This is a genomic window from Devosia neptuniae (assembly GCF_025452235.1).
GTDB lineage: Bacteria > Pseudomonadota > Alphaproteobacteria > Rhizobiales > Devosiaceae > Devosia.
In genome coordinates this window covers 2,509,282-2,528,414 of record NZ_CP104965.1, presented here as the reverse complement: position 1 = coordinate 2,528,414, position 19,133 = coordinate 2,509,282, and the positions used below count along the sequence as shown (strand labels likewise).

Sequence of the window (19,133 nt, the reverse complement as noted above, 5' to 3'; positions counted from 1 at the left end):
CGGCGCGGGCTTTTCGGCGCAGTAGGGACCGCGCCGAAGCCTTATTTGCCCATCATCTTGTCGAGGGTCGAGCGGCCGGTATCCACCGATACGGTGGCGCTCATGCCGGTCTTGAGAATGGCGATTTCAGGATCGGCCGGCAGCGCGATGCGCACGGGCAGGCGCTGCACCACCTTGACCCAATTGCCCGTGGCATTCTGCGCCGGGATCAGGGAAAATTCCGAACCCGTGGCCGCGCCCAAGCTGTCGATGCTGCCATGCAGCACGCCCGGATAGGCGTCGACATGCACAGCCACCGGCTGCCCGACCTTGAGCTCGGCCAATTGGGTTTCCTTGAAATTGGCCTGGATCCAGGTCGACTCCGTCTCGACCAGCGAGGCGATCGTGGTTCCCACGGCAATGAACTGGCCGACATTGAGGCTCGACACATTGGAGACAATGCCATCGGCCGGAGCCGCAACGGTCGTCTTGGTCAGGTTGCGCTGGGCCTGCTCGACCGCCGCCAGGGCGGACAGTACGGCAGGATGAGTGTCGGTGGCGATATTGGGATCACCCGCCAGCGCCGCGGTTGCCGCCGCCACTTGCTGGTTGGCCAAATCCACCTCGCTCTGCGCCTGCTGGTAAGCCAGCTTGGTGTCATCCAGCGTTGCATTGGCATTGATGCCCTGGGTCACCAGCGTGCTCTGGCGGTCAAAGGCCGCCTTGCGAATGGCCAGCGTGTCCTCGGCGGATTTGAGCTGCGCCTGCGCCGTGCCATAGCTCACCTTGAGCTGCTCGACATTGACGCGCGCCGTCGCCAGCGCCGCATTGGCCTGGCTCAGCGCGATCTCATAGGGCTGCGGATCGATGGTGAACAGCACATCGCCCGCCTTCACCGTCTGGTTCTCGACCACTTTGACATCGGCAACGCGGCCCGCCACATCGGCGCTCAGCGACACCTTGGACTGCTGCACATAGGCGTTGTCGGTGTCTTCATAGCGGCCACCGGTCAGCCAGAACCAGCCGCCCGCGGCGACCAGCAGCAGCGGAACACCGGTCATCAGCAGCAGGCGGCGGCCATTTTTCTTCTTGGGTGCGGCGGCAGGCTTTGCGGCCTCGGCGGCGGGCGATGGGCTTTGAGGCGCCTCGGCAGCCGGCGCCGTCTTGTCGGTGCGCGGCAGGGTGACGACGCTAGCTTCACCGGCTTTCGGATCAGTAACGCGGGCGTTCATTTAGACAGCTTCCTTTTCTTGGTCGGCCTCAGGGCCCAGATTGACGAGATTTTCCCGAATGCGGGACAGCCCCGCGATTACCGCCTGCCGCTCGGCCTCGGACAGGCCAACCAGCGAATTCCGATACAGTTCAGCGCCCACATGGCGCGCCTCGCCCACCAGAGCCACGCCGGCTTCGGTCAGGCGGGAGAGCTTGGCGCGGCTATCCTCGGGATGGGCATAGCGCTCGATCAGGCCGCGCTTTTCCAACCGGTCCAGAATCCCGCTCACGGTCATCGGATCGGCGTCGATAGCGCTGGCGAGCGCCACCTGCGTGACGGCCTCTTTCCAATGGATCGTGCCCAGCGCCTTCCATTGCGCCAGCGTCAGGCCATGCGCCCGCGCCTCTTCCTCGAAGCGCCGGCGATAAAGCCGCGCGACGTCATGGATGAGATAGCCGATCGGCCGCTCTTTCTGGACATCGGGATGCATCTGCGCCTCATAAGTGTACTTATTGTCAGGCGGTATATAATAAGTACATAGGCCAATTCAATCGCAATCGCATCATCGCTTCCATGCACTGCCATCACGGCTCGGTGGGCATAGAAACAATCCGCGCCACCCTGTTCGGGGTGACGCGGATGAAAAGATGTTGGCGGCATTAGGCGGGGAGCCTCGGCAGTTCCCTCCCCACAAGGGGGAGGGAGGCAGATCGGGGCTCCATACGGAATGGATCAGATATTCGCCTCAACCAACGCCTTGAGCTGAGCCATCTCATCCCCAGTCAGATCGACCAGCGGCGGGCGCACCGGACCCGCTTTGCGGCCGCGCACTTCCAACCCCGCCTTGATGATCGAGACGGCATAACCCTTGCGGCGGTTGCGCAGCACGGTCAGCGGGAAGAAGAAGTCCTTGAGAATAGCGTCGGTCGTCTTGGTGTCGCCAGCCCGTAATCCCTTGTAGAAGCGCTGCGCCAGTTCAGGCACGAAGTTGAACACGGCCGAGGAATAGGTGGTGACGCCGGCGGCAAAATAGGCCGTGGCATAGAGTTCATGCGTTGGCATGCCGCCGATATAGGTCAGGCGGTCGCCCAGCTTGGTGGTGATCTCGATCACGCGGTCGACTTCACCATAGCCGTCCTTGAAGCCAATCAGGTTCGGGCATTGGTCGCACAGCTTTTGCAGGCTATCGGCGGTGAGCACGATATTGTCGCGGTTATAGACCACGACGCCGATCCCCACCGCGTCGCACACCGCCTTGACGTGAGCGACGAGGCCTTCCTGCTCGGAGAACATCAGGTAGGGCGGCAACAGCAGCACCCCATCGGCGCCGGCAGCTTCTGCGGCCTTGGCCATTTCGACGGCCATGGCTGTGCCATAGGCCGCGCCGCCCAGGATCGGCGTCTTGCCCGCCGTGGTCTTGGCGATTTTGGTGATATGGGCAACCTCGGCCGGGGTCAGCGAAAACAGCTCACCCGTGCCACCGGGAGCGAACAGTACGGCGGCACCGAACCCGTCCAGCCAATCGATATGGGCGCGATAGGCATCCTCGTCGATGCTCAGATCGGCATTGAACGTGGTGACGGGGAAGGAGAGCAGGCCGCTGCCGAGCGCTACCTTGAGTTCGCTGGGGGTCATGGAAAAGAGATCCTCTAAGTCGGGAAATTAATAGGTATCGAGTGCCTGCAGCAGTGCGGCGGTGTAGCCATAGCAATAGGCAAAGGCGACGCCCTGCGGGTCGCGGCCGGCAATGGTGGGGACGTGGTCGGGCATGACCATGTATTGGTAGCCCACTTCCTTGTAGACCTTGAGCGAGGCTGCCATGTCCATGTCCCCTTCATCGGGGAAGGTTTCCATGAAGGACAGCTTGTGGCCGCGGATATTGCGGAAGTGCAGGTTGAAAATCTTGTTCCGGCTGCCGAACCAGCGGATCACGTCCTCGATTTCTTCGCGCGGATTGTCGAGCATTTCGCCCACCGTGCCCTGGCAGAAATTGAGGCCGTGATAGGGGCTCTCATGCATGGTGACGAACTTCTTGAGCCCTTCGACCGTGCCCAGCACGCGGGTGACGCCCTTGTAGCCGGGCGGGGTATAGGGATCATGCGGGTGGCAGGCGAGGCGGATCTTGTTGGCCTCGGCAACGGGCACCACGCGGGAAAGGAAATACTCGATCCGCTCCCAGTTTTCCGCTTCCGAAAGCACGCCGGCCAGGCCCGGCGCGGCGTTCTGGTCGGTCTTGTCCCAGCGGAAGGACGCATTGCGCGAGCCGCCGCGGCCCAGCTCGTCCGGGGTGCGCGGAATACCAATGAGGTTGAGATTGTATTTGGCGGCGGGAATACCGGCGATCGCCAGGTTTTCGATCAACTGGCAGATGGCGTCGAGCTGGCGGTCGCGCTCCGGCCCGGCCAACAGGATATCGGGATAGGTCGCGGTCTCGATGGGGCTCGAGGGTAGCGGCAGCTGGATCATGTCCAGGATCAGATCGAAGCTCTCGACCTTGTCGCGCAGGCGCTTGAGATCATCGAGCGTCCAGGTGCCGAGCTTGGTCTCAGGATCCGCACAGATGTGCTTGATGCCAAGCTGCGCCCAGACGCGATAATCATCGTCATCGCGGGCGGCGAGCTGAGTTCCTACATACATGACATACCCCTCGTTCAATCAGTGAGGTATGACATAATATGAATTTTGAGGTCTGTCGAGCGATTAGCGCGCCAGCCGGCGATATCGCTTCTGGCTGTTGAGCAAATGTTCGCGCATCGCGCTGCGCGCGCCATCGGGGTCCTGGTCGGCAATGGCGTCGATGATCCGGCCATGCTCGGCAATGACGCCGGTCAAATAGTCGACATCTCCCGCGTCGGGCAGCGTCGGGAACTGGCTGCGCGGTATCGAGCGAGGGCCAAAGCGGGCCAGCGATTCGCTGTAATAGTGATTATTGGTGGCCCGCGCGATGGCCAGGTGGAAGGCGAAATCAGCATCCACAGTGGGCGCGCCGGCGCGGATATTGGCGATCATGTGCTGGTTGGCCTCGCGAATCGCCTCTTCCTGCTGCGGCGAGCGGCGATAGGCCGATATAGCGGCGGATTCGACCTCGATGGCGAGGCGGAATTCCAGCAATTCCAGGGTTTCTGGAATGCTCTTGATCTCGCCGGGTGTCAGGTGGACCTGACTGCGGTCGCCCTGCGGCTCGGCCACGAATATGCCCTTGCCCTGCACGGGGGTGACGAGCCCGGCGGCGCGCAATTCGGCAATCGCCTCGCGCACCACGGTGCGGCTGACGCCGAATTCGAGTTCGAGCTGGATTTCGGTGGGAAGCTGGGCGCCGATGCTCAGATCGCCGGTGACGATGCGGTCGCGCAAGGCATCGATGACAGCCTGGGCCAGTCGCTGGCGGCGGCGGATCGGGCTCTTGCTGTCGCTACTCATCTATCCCCCTCGGCATCATCGGGCCGTGATTCCAACCGGCTTGCCAGCCATCATCACATAAAGTAAGTCATATGACGAGATACCAATGACGTCTTAGCGCCAAAAGGTAGCAATGCCGGAGGAAAAATGGAACTGTTTTCGAATCGACTGGCCCTGGACGCTGCCCGGTCGGTATTTCCACATCCGACGGTCGCGCCTGGCAAGTTTGCCAAGCCGCATGCCATCTGAAACAGAGCGGCCGACATGAAAGAATTCAACTTCAAGGAACTGGGCCAGCGCTTCGTGCAATTGCTGGTCAGCCTGTTCATCCTGCTTCTGGTCACCTTCTTCATCGGCCGCGTGCTGCCCACCGATCCGGTTGGCGCCATTGTCGGCGAATTGGCCGATCCGGCCGCGTTCGAGGCCATGCGCCAGCGGCTGGGGCTCGATCTGCCGCTTTACCAGCAATTCTGGATTTACGTGACCTCGCTGCTGCGCGGCGACATGGGCACCGCCATCCTCACCGGCAATCCGGTGACGCAGGATCTGGCCTCGGCCTTCCCCGCAACGCTGGAACTGGCGACGCTGGCGGTGATCATTTCCACCGTGGTCGGCGTGCCGCTGGGCATGGCGGCGGCGCTCTATCGCGACTCGCTGGTCGATCAGATCGCCCGCGTGGTCTCGCTGGTGGGGCACTCCATCCCCGTCTTCTGGTTCGGCATTGTCGGCCTCGTGATCTTCTATGCGGGCCTGTCCTGGGTTGGCGGGCCCGGCCGCGTCGACATTTACCTCGAAGGGCTGGTCGAGCCGCGCACCGGGCTCCTGCTGGTCGATAGCCTGCTCGCCGGGGACATGGAAGTGTTCTGGAACGCCATCAGCCACATCATCCTGCCGGCCTGTATCCTGGCCTATTCGGCCATGGCCTATATCACCCGCATGACCCGCAGCTTTACGCTGGAACAGCTCAACCAGGATTATGTGACGGCCGCGCGCGCCAAGGGCGTGTCGTCGGCGGGCATCGTTATCGGGCATATCCTGCCCAATATTTCGGTGCAGCTGGTGACCATTCTCGCCATTTCCTACGGCAGCCTGCTCGAAGGCGCCGTGGTCACCGAGATCGTCTTCTCCTGGCCCGGCATCGGCCAATACATGACCAATGCGCTGATGATCGGCGACATGAACGCTGTGCTGGCCTCGACGCTCATTATCGGCCTCATCTTCATGCTGCTCAATTTCGTGGCGGACCTCGCCTATGTCTTCCTTGATCCCCGTACCCGCGAGGCGACCTCATGAGTAATGTCGAGACCCTTCCCGGGCGTGGCGGCTTTGGCCGCCTGCTTGGCCGCATGGCAACCACCGTGCGGCTCAGCCTCTCCAAACTGTCGCGCGAACCGCTGGGCATGCTGGGCTTTATCGTCTTGGCCCTATTGGTCGTCATCGCGATCTTTGCGCCCTGGATTGCCCCCTATAGCCCCACCGCGCAGAACCTGCCGCTGGCCTTGCAGGCGCCGAGCTGGGCGCATTGGGCGGGCACCGACGAATTTGGCCGCGATATCCTGTCGCGCCTGATCCATGGCACGCGCATCACCATCCAGACCGTGCTGGCGGTGACGCTGATCGTTGGCCCGGTCGGGTTGATCGTCGGCGTCGTCGCCGGCTTTGTCGGCGGCCGCACCGACGCCATCCTGATGCGCGCCACCGATATCGTGCTGTCCTTCCCCTCGCTGATCCTGGCGCTGGCCTTTGCCGCCGCCATGGGCGCTGGGCTGCAGACCGCGATCATCGCCATTTCGCTGACGGGCTGGCCGCCGATCGCGCGCCTGGCGCGGGCCGAAGCCTTGGTCGTGCGCAATACCGATTATGTCGCGGCCGCCCGGCTCTATGGCGCTTCGCCCCTGCGCGTCCTGTTCCTCTATATCGCGCCGATGTGCATTCCCTCGGTGGTGGTGCGGCTGACGCTCAACATGGCCGGCATTATCCTGACCGCTGCAGCCCTGGGCTTTCTGGGCCTGGGGGCACAGCCGCCGGCGCCGGAATGGGGCGCGATGATCTCGAACGGCCGCAAATTCATGCTGGATTATTGGTGGGTCGCGGTGATGCCGGGCCTGGCCATTCTCATCACCAGCCTTGCCTTCAATCTGGTGGGCGATGCCCTCCGTGACCTGCTGGATCCGCGCCATGTCCGCTCCTGATCAGACCATTCTCAGCGTCAGCAAGCTCTCGGTGCGGTTTGCGCAAAGCCAGGTGCTGGCGGTGCGTGACGTGAGCTTCGAGCTGGGCGCCGAACGGCTCGGCATTGTAGGGGAATCCGGTTCGGGCAAATCCACCGTCGGCCGCGCCATCATGCGGCTGCTGCCCAATTCGGCCAAGGTCGAAGCCGAACGCCTCGACTTTGAAGGCGCTCCCCTGCTCGGGCTCAACGAAGCCCATATGCGCAAGCTGCGCGGGCACAAGATGGCGCTGATCATGCAGGACCCGCGCTATTCGCTGAACCCGGTGCTCTCGGTGGGCAAGCAGGTGGCCGAGGCGGCCAAGCTGCATCTGGGCCTGGGCAAGCGCGAGGCTTATGCAGCGGCTGCCGCCATGCTGGAGCGGGTGCGGATTGCCGATGTCGAACGCACGATGCGGCTTTATCCGCATCAGATTTCGGGCGGCATGGGGCAGCGCGTGATGATCGCCATGATGCTGCTGGCCAAGCCGCGCGTGGTGATTGCCGATGAGCCGACCTCGGCGCTCGATGTCAGCGTGCGCGGCGATGTGCTCAAGCTGCTCGACGAATTGGTCACCGAGAACAATTCGGGCCTGGTGCTGATCAGCCACGATATCCGCATGGTGGCCGCGTTCTGCCAGCGCATTCTGGTCATGTACAAAGGCCATGTGGTGGAAAGCCTGACCCGGCTGGAAGATGCCAGCCACCCCTATACCAGGGGCCTGATCGCGGCCATGCCCGATCCCCGCCACCCGGTGAGGCGCCTGCAGGTGCTCGACCGCAAGGCAATCGACGCAGCGGAGGCGCGGCCATGATCGAAGTCGAAAATCTGGAAGTCGCCTTCGGCAAGGGCGACGATCGCAAGCAGGTCGTCAGATCGGTGTCCTTTAAGGTCGCCAAGGGCGAGACGCTGGGCATTGTCGGCGAATCCGGCTGCGGCAAATCCACCGTGCTGCGCTCGCTGGCGGGGCTCGACCGGCACTGGACCGGCCGCATCGCGCTGGCCGGGCAGGACGTCGCCAAGGAGCGCACCAAGGAACAGTTTGAGCTGGCCCAGATGGTGTTTCAGGACCCCTATGGCTCGATCCATCCGCGCCACCGCATCGAGCGGGTGCTAGCCGAACCGTTGCGCGCCATGAAGCGCGGCGAAGGCTGGGATCGTGTCGTGCCGGCGCTCGAGCGGGTCGGCCTGCCCGCCGCCTTTGCCGAGCGCTTCCCCCATGAGCTGTCCGGTGGCCAGCGCCAACGCGTCGCCATCGCGCGGGCCCTGATGCTGGCGCCGCAAATCCTGTTGCTCGATGAGCCCACCTCGGCGCTGGATGTGTCGGTGCAGGCCGAAGTCCTCAACCTGCTGAGCGATCTGCGCGAAGAGCAGCAGCTGACCTATGTGCTGGTCAGCCACGACCTCTCGGTCATCGCCCATATGTGCGACCGCGTGCTGGTGATGAAGGAGGGCGTATTCGTCGACGAACTCACCCCCGACGCCTTCCGGGGTGGGGAGATTACCCAGCCCTATTCCAAGACGCTGTTTGAAGCGAGCTTTCTGTAGGCTTTAAGGGGCGCGGCGGCATCGCACCCCTCACCCAGTAATTTCTTCTGAACGAAGAAATTACTGTCCCTCTCCCACAAGGGGCGAGGGTGGCTTCGAGCCCGACCAACCCACCGAACCACCCTTCTCCCCTCGTGGGAGAAGGTGCCCGAAGGGACACCGAATTCGCGAAGGCGAATTTCGGTTGGGATGAGGGGGCCTACCCCACCGCCAACACCAAGCGGCTGACAATCGTCCCCTCACACCACATGGGGAAATTGGTCCCCCACTTATTGTTGTGCACATTCACCCGAAAGCCGCCGGAAAAATCCGGCCGCTCCGGCTGAAACGGCACAAACTCCGCCCCCGCCGGCGCCACCAGCGCACTATCCAGCAAGCTCACGCTAAACGGCACATTACCAATCGCCGCTCGCACCGCCTCCACCGCCTGCAATTGCCCGCCACCGCGCTCCACAATGGCCTCGCCCGCCTGCCACAGCCCCATCTTGCGCAATGCCCAACCACTCGCCCCAAAAGGCGTGACCGACACAAAGCTGGCCTCCGGCATGCGATTGGCCGGCTTGTCGCGCAGCACGAGTGCAATCTCCAGCTGCCGCCCATCCAGCGCCCTGATCGTCACCTCAACCTGCCTCGGCGCCCCCAGCGTCGCATGCGCCAGCGCCGGCATCTCGCCCACCGCACTCCGCCCGGCAACGCCCCTCAGACCCGGCGCAAAACTCTGCGTCACCGCCGTTTTGGCCGCCGCCAGACCCGGCTTGTCATGATCGAGGATCGCCCATTCCAGCCGATGCTGTAGATAGCTATCCAGATGCCGCTGCAACTCGTGCCAATCATAACTCTCATAGCGATAGCCAAGCAGCGACCCACCCGTGCCCTCGATGACCACACCGGCCGGCGACACGATCCGCGCAATGTCCCCCGTCACCGGATCAAGCGTCACCACCCAGCCGCCATCGCTCAGCTCATGCCCGGCCGCCAGCGCGCCGAGCACCTCCGGCTCCGGCACCACGGCCTCGGCCAAGGCCCGATCCGCCGGCGCCAAAGCCGCCACTGCCGCGTCGAGATAGCTCCGTTGCTCAGCCCAGGACTGCTCGGCATAAGCAAAGCGATAATCGCTACTGCGCGCCGCCTCGAATGCCGGCCGGTCCCATGCCTTGTCATCCCGCAAATAGGTCTTGATATCGACGCCCCAGGTATGTTCGGCCACCATCGCCAGCCCACGTCCAAAGGCCAGCCGTTCCGGCGTCAGCTCGGCTTCAAACCCATCATAAAGTCGCTGCAAGGCCCGGAACCGCGCGACTTTTTCGGGATCGCTCCCCGCCCCATGGATCCAGCTATCGCCGATCTCCTCCGTCACCACGGGAAAGCTCTCACGCCGCGCCCACATCGCCGCCCCGAAAGCATCCAGCGTCGACGCCACGAGCTCCGCATCGGGATGGGCATGCCCCAGCGCCCGCACCGCCTCGACCGTCTGCCCCACGCTTTGCGGCCCGATATTGTCGCTGGTATGGGCAAAACTCAGCCCGATATCCGCGCCCGCCGGGAAATCCGTCTCGCCGTATGACGCCTGATACATCACCACGATTTCCGCCCCATCCGGCGCCTGCCAGCGGAAAATCGGCGGCACGTCGGGCACGGGGCTAGCCGTATTCACCCCCAGATGCAGGAACTTGACGCCCGCCCGGGCCAATAGCGGCACCATGCCCAAAGTATGTCCCGGCACATCCGTCATCTTGGCCGCAATCGTGGCCTTGCCAAAGCGCTGGTCCAACTCCTGCGCATAGCTCAGCCCGGCCCGGAAAACCGCAGGCGACATCAGCTCGGTATGCGTCGTAAACGGCAGCGCGTGCCAGGCAATCAGCCCCCGCTCGATGGCCCGCTCCAGCCGCTTGACCCGCTCGGGGCTCTGGCCATTGAGGTGGTCCCAGATCAGCCAGGCGCCGGTCGTCCAGATAAAGGCCGGCCGCTCGGGATTTTCCGCAAAAAAGTGCTCGCCCGTGGCAATGGCCTGCGGAATGAACTGCTCATGATATTGGCGCCGCACCTTGGCCGCATGGTCGGTAAAGCCAATGTCGAGATGGGTCTTGAAGACCAGATGGATACGCTTGGTATTCATAAAAATTCCGATCAGCCCACCGTGCCACGCACGACGAGCCTGGTTTGCAAAGTTTCGACAAAGGCGGGCGCGCCGGGATCGTTCAGCCGCCGCAGGATCAGCCGCACCAGCGCCCGCACGCGCTCGGCCAGGTCGATCTTGACCGTGGTCAGGCTGTAGCTTTTCCAGTGCGATTGCTCGATATCATCGAACCCGACGACCTTGACGTCCTGCGGCACGCGCAGCCCGAATTCATGGCGCAGCGCATCGATCACCCCGAAGGCGCCCACGTCATTGGCGGCAAAAACCGCATCCGCCCCCTGCCCCACCCGGAACAGGTCGACGGTCGCGGCGTAGGCGGTGTCGTAGGTAAAATCGCCCGGGAACACGATCGGCTCGTCCAGCCCGCGATCGGCCATCACCGCGCGCAACGTCTGCTCCCGCGCCACGCTCGCCAGCGATCGCGGCAGGCCCGACAGATAGGCAATCCGCCGCGCGCCATAGCCCTGCAACAGCGCCACCGCCTGCTCGATGCCATTGCGCTGCATGATATTGAGCCGGTCATGCAGCGTCTTGTCAGTCGCCAGCACGCCCGTTTCCGGCTGCCCCTCCAGCGGATAATGCACATAGATCGGCACCGCCCGGTCGAGCACCCGCGCCAATGTCGCCGGCTTGATATTCTCGACAAACGCAATGACCGCGTCGGGATTGAACCCCTTCATATAGGTCAGCAGCGTCTGGTCCATGCTCATATCGGTCTGCGTCTTGAACAGCAGCGTGGCAAAGCCCTCATTCTGCAGGGCCGTGGTCAGCGCATCGATTTCCTGGCTTTCCCAGGGGCTGCACACATCGGGCACGATCACCCCCACCAGGTGCGAACGCCCGCTGACCAGCGCCCGCGCCGCGCGGTCCGGGGTGTAATTCAGCTCCTGCGCGATGCGCAGGATCAGCTCCCGTTTTTCCGGCTTGAGCGAAGTATGCGGGTTGAACGCCCGCGATACCGCCACGCGCGATACCTTGGCCCGCTCCGCCACCATCTGTGCCGTCGCACGCTCTCGCGCAGGCGCCCCGGTCTCGCTCAAGCAATTCTCCCCACACGATATGAAAGCGTGTTCAAAACACTGGCTTCCGCCTGCCGCACTGTCAAGCACGGGCATTTTCCCCGCGCAATCGAAATCGCTGCTTCTGTCACGCAACCTTTGCAAAACATGGTCACCATGCCCCGGCACGTTTGCGCCCTCACTGCGCCGCGCATTGACGAGTCGTGAAAACGTGTTCATTGTTGAGGGGTTCACGTCCTTCCGGCCACGCCGGGAGCCACGAACCAACACCGGCTACCGGACCAATCCGGAGCCAAACATGGGAGGTTTTTGCGATGAGCAATCGTCTGCGCGCCCTGGCCTTTGGCCTTGTCGGCGCTACTGCAATGGCCGGTCCGGCTTTCGCCGTCGACCTCGAAATCACCTGCCGCTGTGTCATCGGCGGCGTCAACAGCGCCACCGCAGAGTGGATTCAGAACAGCGTCATTCCCGCCTTCGAGGCGGCCAATCCCGATACCAAGGTGACGCTCAACCAGTTTGGCGGCGAAGACGCCCAGCTCACCCAGCAATTGGCGCTGGATTTCTCCACCGGCGCAGGCCCCGACGTCACAGCGTTCGATGGCTTCCTCATTCCCAGCTTCGTCGAAGGCGGCTTGCTCAAGCCCCTCAATGAAGTGGCCGGCCCCGAAGTCGATGACTGGTCCGGCTGGGCTGCCCTGTCGGAAGGCTCGCGCGCCCTGATGATCTACGAGGACCAATATTACGGCATCCCGCTCGGCACCGACGTGCGCATGCTCTATACCCGCAAGGACATGCTGACCGAAGCCGGCATCGATGCCGAGACTTGGCAGCCCACATCCTGGGCCGACATTCTCGACGCCGCCCGCGCTATCAAGAAGGTCAAGCCCGACAGCTTCCCCATCCAGCTCAATGCCGGCGTCGCCATGGGCGAAGCCACCACCATGCAGGGCTATTGGCTGGCGCTGCTGGGCACCGGCGAAACCGTGCTCGACGAGAACGGCAAGTGGATCGTCGGCAGCCAGGGCATTCTGGACACTCTCAACCTCTACAAGACCATCTATGTCGATGAGCAGCTCGGCGATGCCCGCGCTCAATTGCTGGCCGATGGCCGCAACCGCTCCTTCGCCAATTTCCGCGATGGCGTCACCGCCCTGCTGTTCGAAGGCGATTATTTCTACCGCTCGGTCACCCCGGAAGGCTCCGAATTCGCCGTGCCCGACCGCGACAAGGTCATGGGCTGGGTCAAGATTCCCGCCGAGGAGCCGGGCAAGGGCATCCGCGGCCAGGATTTCGTCACCATTTCGGGCGGCACCGGCTTCGTGCTCAATCCCGCGACGGATACTCCCAAGGAAGCCTGGGCGCTGCTCTCCTTCATGAACGAGCCGGCCCGGCTCGAAGCCTTCCAGGCGATCCAGCCGCGCATCACCGCGCGTACCGACGTGGCCATCCCCAACAGCCCCTTCCTGACTGAGAGCAGCCAGGAATTACTGCCGATCACCACCGCCCGGCCGAACGATCCCGACTACAACGCCGTCTCCGCCGAAATCCAGCGCATGACCGAAAGCGTCGTCTCGGGCGAACTCTCCCCGGAAGACGCCATGGCCCAATACCGCGACGCGGTCATCCGCATCGTGGGCGAAGACAACACCGTCAGCCTGCTCTGACGGTACGAGGTTCCTCCCAGGACCGCCCGGTGTCCCACGGGACATCGGGTGTTGGGGAGCCACCGCACTCCCCTCCCCACAACGTCATCCCGGCGCAGGCCGGGATCCATGCTGAAGGCCATCCACGCCATCCAGCTTGAGCAGGGAACACAGCATGGATTCCGGCCTGCGCCGGAATGACACCGCATACTGGACGAGATCAGGAAAACGGCATGACAGCTGAACCAACCACCCCGGAACACCCAGCCAAACCAGCCCGCCGCTTCGCCCTGCTGTCCAACCGCGCCGGCGCCGTCTTCCTCACCCCCGCCGGCCTGCTCGTCGCCCTTTTCGTGATCATCCCCTTCTTCTGGGTGATCTTCGTATCCTTCACCAATCGCACCCTGCTCGGCCGCACTGCGCTCAATCCCGAATTTGTCGGCCTGGCCAATTACTTCGCGCTGTTCGACCCGTCCAATTTCTTCCAGCGCGGCCAATTCGGCTTTTCGCTCATCCTCACCACCCAATTCGTGCTGGCCTCGGCTCTGATCGGCCAGGCCCTGCTCGGCCTCTTGCTCGCCTGGCTGATCCAGACCGTGCCGCCCTGGATCAAGCGCCTCACCGAAACCTTCGTCATCGCCGCCTGGATCCTGCCCGAAGTGGTGATCGGCTTTGCCTGGTTCGCCTTCCTCGATCGCGATCAGGGCACGCTCAACGCCATCCTGGGCAGTGTCGGGCTGCCCAAGGGCGATTTCCTGCTGCAACAGCCCTTCTGGGTCATCGTCGTGTTCAATACCTGGCGCGGCGCCGCCTTCTCCATGATGCTGTTCAACTCGGCCTTTTCCTCGATCCCGCCCAGCTATTTCCAGGCGGCCGATGTGGCCGGCGCCTCCTCCTGGCAGAAGTTCAAGGATATCGCCCTCCCCCTCATCCGCGGCCATGTGGTGACCGATCTGATCCTGATCACCATGTGGACCTTCAACACTTTCACCCCCTTCCTGCTGACCAATGGCGGCCCCTCCTACCGCACCGAATTGCTCTCGATTTACAATTACCGGGTGGCCTTCCGCGATTTCGAATTCGGCAAGGGCGCGGCCGTGGGCGTCATTATCATGCTGATCAATCTGGCCTTCGCGCTGATCTATCTCGCCATCGGCCGCAAGAAGCGGGTGTAAGCCATGAAACTCACCTTCCCCGCCTTTGCCGGCCGCATTGCCTTCTCAGCCCTCGCCGCGCTGATCGGCGCCATTTTCGCGCTGCCGCTGATCTGGTTCATCTTCGCCCCCTTCAACGCACGGGCCGAGCTGGGCGTCGCCATCCCCGATCCCTGGACGCTGTCGAACTTCATGACCGTGTTCCAGAACAACTTTGCCATGCAGGCGCTGTGGAACAGCCTGATCCAGTCCATCGGTGGCGTCGTTCTGGTGGGCGCAGCCGCAACGCTCGCCGCCTATGCCCTCAGCCGCTCCTCCATCCCCGGCAAGGGCGCCGTCACCTATATTCTGCTGCTATTCTCGTCCGTCGTATCGGGCTCGGCCGCCATGGTGCCGATCTTCCTCATCGTCTCGGCCATGGGGCTGATCGATAGCCATCTGGCCGTCATCCTCACCTTTGCCGGCGGCCTGCTCCCCACCGCCATGTTCATCCTGCGCGACTTCATCGACTCCATCCCCAAATCCTACGAGGAAAGCGCCATGGTCGGCGGCGCCTCCCCCGTCCAGGCCTTTTTCGATGTCGCTTTGCCGGTTATCCGTCCGGGCATTGTGGTCGTCGTGGTCTGGGCCTTCGTCAACATCTGGGGCAGCTTCCTCATCCCCTTCATTCTCTTGCGCAGCGACAAGCTGATGCCGGCGTCGGTCGCCATCTATTCCTTCTATTCGGAAGCCGGCACGCCCACCGTCACGCTGCTGGCGGCCTATTCGCTGATCTATTCGCTCCCCGTCATCATTCTCTACCTGTTCGTCAGCTGGAAGTTCGGCTTCCGGTTCTTTGGCGGCATCAAAGCCTAGGGCTCCCATTTCATGGCTTCAGTCGAATTCAAAAACGTCACCAAGAGCTTTGGCGCCTTCAACGCCGTCTCTGATGTCAGCTTTGCCATTGGCGATGGTGAATTCGTGTGCCTGCTCGGCCCCTCCGGCTGCGGCAAGACCACGAGCCTGCGCATGATTGCGGGCCTTGAAACCCCCAGCCATGGCCAGGTGCTGATCGGGGGCGACGACGTCACCAATCTGCACCCCAAGGACCGCCAGATTTCCATGGTGTTTCAGGATTATGCGCTCTACCCGCATATGAACCTGGCCGACAATATCGCCTACCCGCTCAAGGTGCGCGGCGAACCCATCCAGAAGCGCCATGGCCGCGCCAAGGAAGTGGCCGATGTGCTCAAGATCGGCCATCTCATGGATCGCCTCCCCAGCCAGATCTCCGGCGGCCAGCAACAACGCACGTCGCTGGCCCGCGCACTGGTCTACCCTTCTCGCGTCTATCTGTTTGATGAGCCGCTTTCCAATCTGGACGCCAAGCTGCGGCTGGAAGCCCGCGGCTTCCTCAATCACCTGCAACGCGACATGGGCATGACCGCCGTTTACGTCACCCACGATCAGGCCGAAGCCATGGCGCTCGCCACCCGCATCGCCCTGATGGATCAGGGCCGCATCGTGCAATATGCCCCGCCCATCGAGATCTACCGCCGGCCGGCCACCACCTTCGTCGCCAATTTCGTCGGCAACCCGCCGATGAACCTGGTGCAGGTCGACGCCGCCCATGGCGATGGCCAATTGCAGCTCAAGGCCGATGGCCTGACCTTGTCGTCCCTGCCCATGTCCTCAGGCATCGCCGCTGCCCTCGCCACGGCCAAGACCCTCACCCTGGGCATCCGCCCCGAACATCTCGCCATCGCCGAGCCGGGCCGCGCCAACACCATTTCCGGCACCCTCTTCGCCAACGAAAACATGGGCCCCGAAAGCCTCGTCACTATCGAGCGCCCCGACACCTCCCGCCTCACCGCCCGCATCTTCACCGATGACCACATCGCGCTGACCGAAGCGGTAAGTCTCAGCTTCGCCCCCGAGCACATCCACCTCTTCGACAGCACCGGCGCCCGGATTCCGGCCGATGGGGAACGGCCGCTTTGACCACGATCACCACCGCCATCACCCGCGCCGACCAGTCAAAAAACCCCTATTTCTACATCCCCTTCGACGTCCCCGCCGGCACCACGCGTATCGACGTCACCCTCGCCTATCCCAAGGCCGAAGACTGCGTCATCGACCTCGGCGCCTTCGACCCGCGCGACACCGGCTATCCCACCGAACAGGGTTTCCGCGGCTGGAGCGGCGGCGCGCGCGACCATTTCTTCATCGCCACAGACGACGCCACCCCCGGCTATATCCATGGCGATATCCCGCCCGGAAGCTGGAACGTTATTCTGGGCCTCTACAAAATCCCCGTTTCCGGCACCGAAGCGACACTCACCATCACTCTCGATAGCGCCGCCCGCCCCCTGGCGCCACAGCCTGCCCGCACCTTCCCCATCCGCCGCGAACCCGGCTGGTACAAGGGCGATCTGCACTGCCACACCTACCATTCCGACGCCAAGGGCAGCCCCGAACTGCTCCACGCCGCAGCCAAACAGGCGGGCCTCGATTTCCTCGCCATTGCCGACCACAACACCATCACCCAGCGCCGCTATTTCCACCCTCATTCCTCGCCCGATCTGGTCTTTGTGCGCGCCATGGAAATCACCACCGCTATCGGCCATGCCAATGTCTTTGGCGTCGATGAGTGGATCGATTTCCGCATGACCCAGCCCTCCGATGCCCATACTTTGGCCCAGTCGGTGCACGACAAAGGCGGCCTGCTCTCGATCAACCACGACAAGCCCACCATCCCCTGGGATTACGAGCTGCCGCAAATTGACTGCATGGAAGTCTGGCAATCCACCTGGGTGGCCTGGAACTGGATTTCCCTCGAGCGCTACCAACGCCGCCTCGCCGCCGGCCTGCGTATCTCCGCCATCGGCGGCTCCGACTATCACCAGCCGGACCGCCTCCTGCCCGAAGGCCCACTGGTCCTCGCCCGCCCCACGACTTTCCTCTGGCTCGCCGAGCTCTCCGAAGACGCCGTGCTCGCCGCCATGAAAGCGGGCCACGGCTACATCACCGAGAGCCCCACTGGCCCCCATCTCTCCATCACGGTCGACGGCCAGTCCATGGGCTCAACGGTCAACGAGGCGACCACAGCCACCGCAACGGTCCGCGGCGCCGCCGGCGACCGCCTGATCTGGATCGACGCCGCCGGCCCCCTCGCCGAAACCGTGATCCCCAGCGACGACTGGCAGGCCGACCTCGCCGTGTCCGAAGCCAAAACCTTCATCCGCGCCGAAATCATCGCAGACGCCAGCCGTGCAAAGCTGGTCGCCGATTTCACCGATGCTCTTGGCGGTCCCGGCCTCCCCTGGGACCTCAAGGAAAGCGACCTGGCCCACCAGCCAATACGGCGAGCACTCAGCAATCCGATTTATCTAACGCGCTAAAAAGCTTGCCGCAGCGCAAGCGAGCCCCCTCTTCCCCTCGCCCCTTGAGGGAGAGGGACCGTAATTTCTTCGTCCAGAAGAAATTACCGGGTGAGGGGTTCTGCGCCATCCCATGCTTGGATTCCCGCTCCCCCGCAGTGTCATTCCCGCGAAAGCGGGAACCTCCGTTTTCTTCTCCAGTATCCCGCTTTCGCGGGAATGACTCCGTGGATGACGAGGACTTTAGTGCCCTCACACCAACCGCATCACCCCCGCCGCACTCGGCGCAAACCCGCAGCCGCGATAAAACCCCTCCAGCTGCGGCTCAAAATCCACATGCAGCCATTCCGCGCCCCGCGCCCGTGCCAGCTCCGCCGCCCGGTGCATCAGCGCGGTCGCAATCCCCCGCCGCTGATGCTCCGCATGCACACACGTATCGAGCACAAAAGCATGCACGCCCCCGTCCCACGCCACATTGACAAACCCCACCAGCACGCCCGCCTCATAGGCCCCGACATGCACGAGGCTCCGCTCCAGCACGCGCCCATAGCCCGCCGCTACAGACCCGCCCCAGGCACTGCGCCATAGCCCGTCCAGCGCCGCCAGATCGGGAAACGGGTCATTCACCAAATCCACCATGTCGCCCCCTTCCTTACCAACCTGACCAAGTCTTCATCCGCCCGCAAGGTCGCGAACAGATCGCCTGCCCTATGGTCCTTTCGATACCGGACGAACCGGTCCCATGCAAAAGGACTTGCTCCCATGAAGACGATCTCCAAGCCCGCCATCGTGGCGCTGCTGACCGCCGCCCTTGGCCTCACCTCCCTTGCCCCCAGCTTCGCCCAGGAAGCAGGTCCGGCAGCGCTCGCTGCTCCTGCCGCCGATGTGCAAAAGCCCGGCCATGATCACAATCGCTTCCAGCACCCCGGCCAGTTCCCGCAAGGCGGCATGCGTCACATGGAACTCCGTCATGGCGGGGGCTTCCTCAATTTCGAGCGCGGCGCTGAGGCCGCCGAAATCGGCCTCGTCCGGCTCAGCCACCGCGTCGAGCTCACCGCCGAGCAGCAACCTTTGTTCGACGCCATGAAAACCGCCATCCTCGCCGCCGCCGATGATTTCGCCACCGCCGCCCAGGCTGCCCGCCCCACAGCCGACGCCGCAAAGCCTGATATCGCCGCCCGGCTCGACGCGCGTATCGCCATCACCTCGGCCAACCTGACGGCCCTCGAAGCCATCAAGCCCTCCGTCACCGCCTTCTTCGATAGCCTCACCCCCGAGCAGCAGGCGGCCCTGGCACCCCAGCCCGGCGAACGCCCCAATTGGGGCCGTCCCGGCCAGGATGGCCCGCGCCATTCCGGGCCCGGCGCCGCTCAGCCGGCCCTGCCCGCGCCCACCAACGGCTAGGCAAATCCCTTTCGGCGCCGCCTATACCTCCTGTGGTGGCGCCGTCCCATGCGTGGCTCTTGGCCTAA

18 protein-coding genes are annotated in these 19,133 nt (G+C 63.6%); 10 read left to right on the top strand and 8 right to left on the bottom strand.

The genetic code is table 11. The annotated features are described in order from the left end of the window. Positions 1 to 41: 41 nt before the first annotated feature. From N8A98_RS15225 to N8A98_RS15205, 5 genes are all read right to left on the bottom strand, one after another. Complete coding sequence (locus N8A98_RS15225; protein WP_262166518.1) at positions 42 to 1,211, bottom strand: HlyD family secretion protein; 1,170 nt, start codon at positions 1,209 to 1,211, stop codon at positions 42 to 44. Next, positions 1,212 to 1,682, bottom strand: coding sequence for a MarR family winged helix-turn-helix transcriptional regulator (locus N8A98_RS15220; protein WP_113122305.1), 471 nt, complete (start codon positions 1,680 to 1,682; stop codon positions 1,212 to 1,214). It abuts the gene before it with no gap. Between the two features lie 242 nt (positions 1,683 to 1,924). Continuing rightward, positions 1,925 to 2,827, bottom strand: coding sequence for a 5-dehydro-4-deoxyglucarate dehydratase (kdgD, locus tag N8A98_RS15215; RefSeq protein ID WP_262166516.1), 903 nt, complete (start codon positions 2,825 to 2,827; stop codon positions 1,925 to 1,927). Between the two features lie 27 nt (positions 2,828 to 2,854). Continuing rightward, the gene (locus tag N8A98_RS15210; RefSeq protein WP_262166514.1) at positions 2,855 to 3,829 is read right to left on the bottom strand and encodes a mannonate dehydratase; all 975 of its coding nucleotides are present in this window, start codon (positions 3,827 to 3,829) and stop codon (positions 2,855 to 2,857) included. A gap of 63 nt (positions 3,830 to 3,892) precedes the next feature. After that, entirely contained in the window at positions 3,893 to 4,612 is a 720-nt protein-coding gene (locus N8A98_RS15205) for a FadR/GntR family transcriptional regulator (RefSeq protein WP_262166512.1), read from the bottom strand. 243 nt (positions 4,613 to 4,855) lie between these two features. Here N8A98_RS15205 and N8A98_RS15200 point away from each other — a divergent pair, with 243 nt between their 5' ends. Genes N8A98_RS15200 through N8A98_RS15185 form a run of 4 tightly spaced genes read left to right on the top strand, consistent with a single transcriptional unit; the run spans position 4,856 to position 8,349 of the window. Further along, positions 4,856 to 5,884 (top strand): ABC transporter permease, encoded by a 1,029-nt coding sequence (locus N8A98_RS15200; protein WP_262166510.1) that lies wholly within the window; start codon positions 4,856 to 4,858, stop codon positions 5,882 to 5,884. 53 nt (positions 5,885 to 5,937) lie between these two features. Next, the gene (locus N8A98_RS15195) at positions 5,938 to 6,783 is read left to right on the top strand and encodes an ABC transporter permease (RefSeq protein ID WP_262172011.1); all 846 of its coding nucleotides are present in this window, start codon (positions 5,938 to 5,940) and stop codon (positions 6,781 to 6,783) included. Further along, complete coding sequence (locus tag N8A98_RS15190; protein ID WP_262166509.1) at positions 6,770 to 7,615, top strand: ABC transporter ATP-binding protein; 846 nt, start codon at positions 6,770 to 6,772, stop codon at positions 7,613 to 7,615. Before N8A98_RS15195 ends, N8A98_RS15190 begins: the two co-directional genes overlap by 14 nt. Beyond that, positions 7,612 to 8,349 (top strand): ABC transporter ATP-binding protein, encoded by a 738-nt coding sequence (locus N8A98_RS15185; RefSeq protein WP_262166507.1) that lies wholly within the window; start codon positions 7,612 to 7,614, stop codon positions 8,347 to 8,349. The genes N8A98_RS15190 and N8A98_RS15185 overlap by 4 nt, the downstream gene beginning before the upstream one ends. Positions 8,350 to 8,548: 199 nt before the next feature. On the opposite strand, the gene N8A98_RS15180 is transcribed toward N8A98_RS15185, so the two are convergent. After that, positions 8,549 to 10,465 (bottom strand): DUF5054 domain-containing protein, encoded by a 1,917-nt coding sequence (locus N8A98_RS15180; protein ID WP_262166505.1) that lies wholly within the window; start codon positions 10,463 to 10,465, stop codon positions 8,549 to 8,551. Between the two features lie 11 nt (positions 10,466 to 10,476). Beyond that, entirely contained in the window at positions 10,477 to 11,526 is a 1,050-nt protein-coding gene (locus tag N8A98_RS15175) for a LacI family DNA-binding transcriptional regulator (protein WP_262166504.1), read from the bottom strand. 293 nt (positions 11,527 to 11,819) lie between these two features. Between N8A98_RS15175 and N8A98_RS15170 the strand changes: the two genes are divergently transcribed. The 5 genes from N8A98_RS15170 (at position 11,820) to N8A98_RS15150 (ending at position 17,682) form a co-directional block, all read left to right on the top strand. Then, positions 11,820 to 13,169, top strand: a complete 1,350-nt coding sequence (locus N8A98_RS15170; RefSeq protein ID WP_262166502.1) for an extracellular solute-binding protein — start codon at positions 11,820 to 11,822, stop codon at positions 13,167 to 13,169. Positions 13,170 to 13,381: 212 nt separating this feature from the next. Next, positions 13,382 to 14,323 (top strand): carbohydrate ABC transporter permease, encoded by a 942-nt coding sequence (locus N8A98_RS15165; RefSeq protein WP_262166500.1) that lies wholly within the window; start codon positions 13,382 to 13,384, stop codon positions 14,321 to 14,323. Between the two features lie 3 nt (positions 14,324 to 14,326). After that, positions 14,327 to 15,157 (top strand): carbohydrate ABC transporter permease, encoded by an 831-nt coding sequence (locus N8A98_RS15160; protein WP_262166499.1) that lies wholly within the window; start codon positions 14,327 to 14,329, stop codon positions 15,155 to 15,157. A 12-nt stretch (positions 15,158 to 15,169) separates the two neighbouring features. After that, the gene (locus tag N8A98_RS15155; protein WP_262166497.1) at positions 15,170 to 16,282 is read left to right on the top strand and encodes an ABC transporter ATP-binding protein; all 1,113 of its coding nucleotides are present in this window, start codon (positions 15,170 to 15,172) and stop codon (positions 16,280 to 16,282) included. Next, the gene (locus N8A98_RS15150; RefSeq protein ID WP_262166496.1) at positions 16,279 to 17,682 is read left to right on the top strand and encodes a CehA/McbA family metallohydrolase; all 1,404 of its coding nucleotides are present in this window, start codon (positions 16,279 to 16,281) and stop codon (positions 17,680 to 17,682) included. The genes N8A98_RS15155 and N8A98_RS15150 overlap by 4 nt, the downstream gene beginning before the upstream one ends. A 231-nt stretch (positions 17,683 to 17,913) precedes the next feature. On the opposite strand, the gene N8A98_RS15145 is transcribed toward N8A98_RS15150, so the two are convergent. Further along, positions 17,914 to 18,300 (bottom strand): GNAT family N-acetyltransferase, encoded by a 387-nt coding sequence (locus N8A98_RS15145; RefSeq protein WP_262166494.1) that lies wholly within the window; start codon positions 18,298 to 18,300, stop codon positions 17,914 to 17,916. Positions 18,301 to 18,423: 123 nt separating this feature from the next. Between N8A98_RS15145 and N8A98_RS15140 the strand changes: the two genes are divergently transcribed. After that, positions 18,424 to 19,065: a Spy/CpxP family protein refolding chaperone gene (locus N8A98_RS15140; RefSeq protein ID WP_262166492.1), complete on the top strand. Its 642-nt coding sequence runs from the start codon at positions 18,424 to 18,426 to the stop codon at positions 19,063 to 19,065. The last annotated feature ends 68 nt before the right edge of the window (positions 19,066 to 19,133 follow it).

Bases quoted from the DNA above. Each gene is read 5' to 3' on its own strand.
- N8A98_RS15200 (WP_262166510.1), top strand. From the start codon at position 4,856: ATGAAAGAATTCAACTTCAAGGAACTGGGCCAGCGCTTCGTGCAATTG.
- N8A98_RS15225 (WP_262166518.1), bottom strand. From the start codon at position 1,211: ATGAACGCCCGCGTTACTGATCCGAAAGCCGGTGAAGCTAGCGTCGTC.
- N8A98_RS15145 (WP_262166494.1), bottom strand. From the start codon at position 18,300: ATGGTGGATTTGGTGAATGACCCGTTTCCCGATCTGGCGGCGCTGGAC.
- N8A98_RS15180 (WP_262166505.1), bottom strand. From the start codon at position 10,465: ATGAATACCAAGCGTATCCATCTGGTCTTCAAGACCCATCTCGACATT.
- N8A98_RS15170 (WP_262166502.1), top strand. From the start codon at position 11,820: ATGAGCAATCGTCTGCGCGCCCTGGCCTTTGGCCTTGTCGGCGCTACT.
- N8A98_RS15160 (WP_262166499.1), top strand. From the start codon at position 14,327: ATGAAACTCACCTTCCCCGCCTTTGCCGGCCGCATTGCCTTCTCAGCC.
- N8A98_RS15140 (WP_262166492.1), top strand. From the start codon at position 18,424: ATGAAGACGATCTCCAAGCCCGCCATCGTGGCGCTGCTGACCGCCGCC.
- N8A98_RS15155 (WP_262166497.1), top strand. From the start codon at position 15,170: ATGGCTTCAGTCGAATTCAAAAACGTCACCAAGAGCTTTGGCGCCTTC.
- N8A98_RS15195 (WP_262172011.1), top strand. From the start codon at position 5,938: ATGGCAACCACCGTGCGGCTCAGCCTCTCCAAACTGTCGCGCGAACCG.
- kdgD (WP_262166516.1), bottom strand. From the start codon at position 2,827: ATGACCCCCAGCGAACTCAAGGTAGCGCTCGGCAGCGGCCTGCTCTCC.
- N8A98_RS15185 (WP_262166507.1), top strand. From the start codon at position 7,612: ATGATCGAAGTCGAAAATCTGGAAGTCGCCTTCGGCAAGGGCGACGAT.
- N8A98_RS15205 (WP_262166512.1), bottom strand. From the start codon at position 4,612: ATGAGTAGCGACAGCAAGAGCCCGATCCGCCGCCGCCAGCGACTGGCC.
- N8A98_RS15165 (WP_262166500.1), top strand. From the start codon at position 13,382: ATGACAGCTGAACCAACCACCCCGGAACACCCAGCCAAACCAGCCCGC.
- N8A98_RS15190 (WP_262166509.1), top strand. From the start codon at position 6,770: ATGTCCGCTCCTGATCAGACCATTCTCAGCGTCAGCAAGCTCTCGGTG.
- N8A98_RS15210 (WP_262166514.1), bottom strand. From the start codon at position 3,829: ATGTATGTAGGAACTCAGCTCGCCGCCCGCGATGACGATGATTATCGC.
- N8A98_RS15220 (WP_113122305.1), bottom strand. From the start codon at position 1,682: ATGCATCCCGATGTCCAGAAAGAGCGGCCGATCGGCTATCTCATCCAT.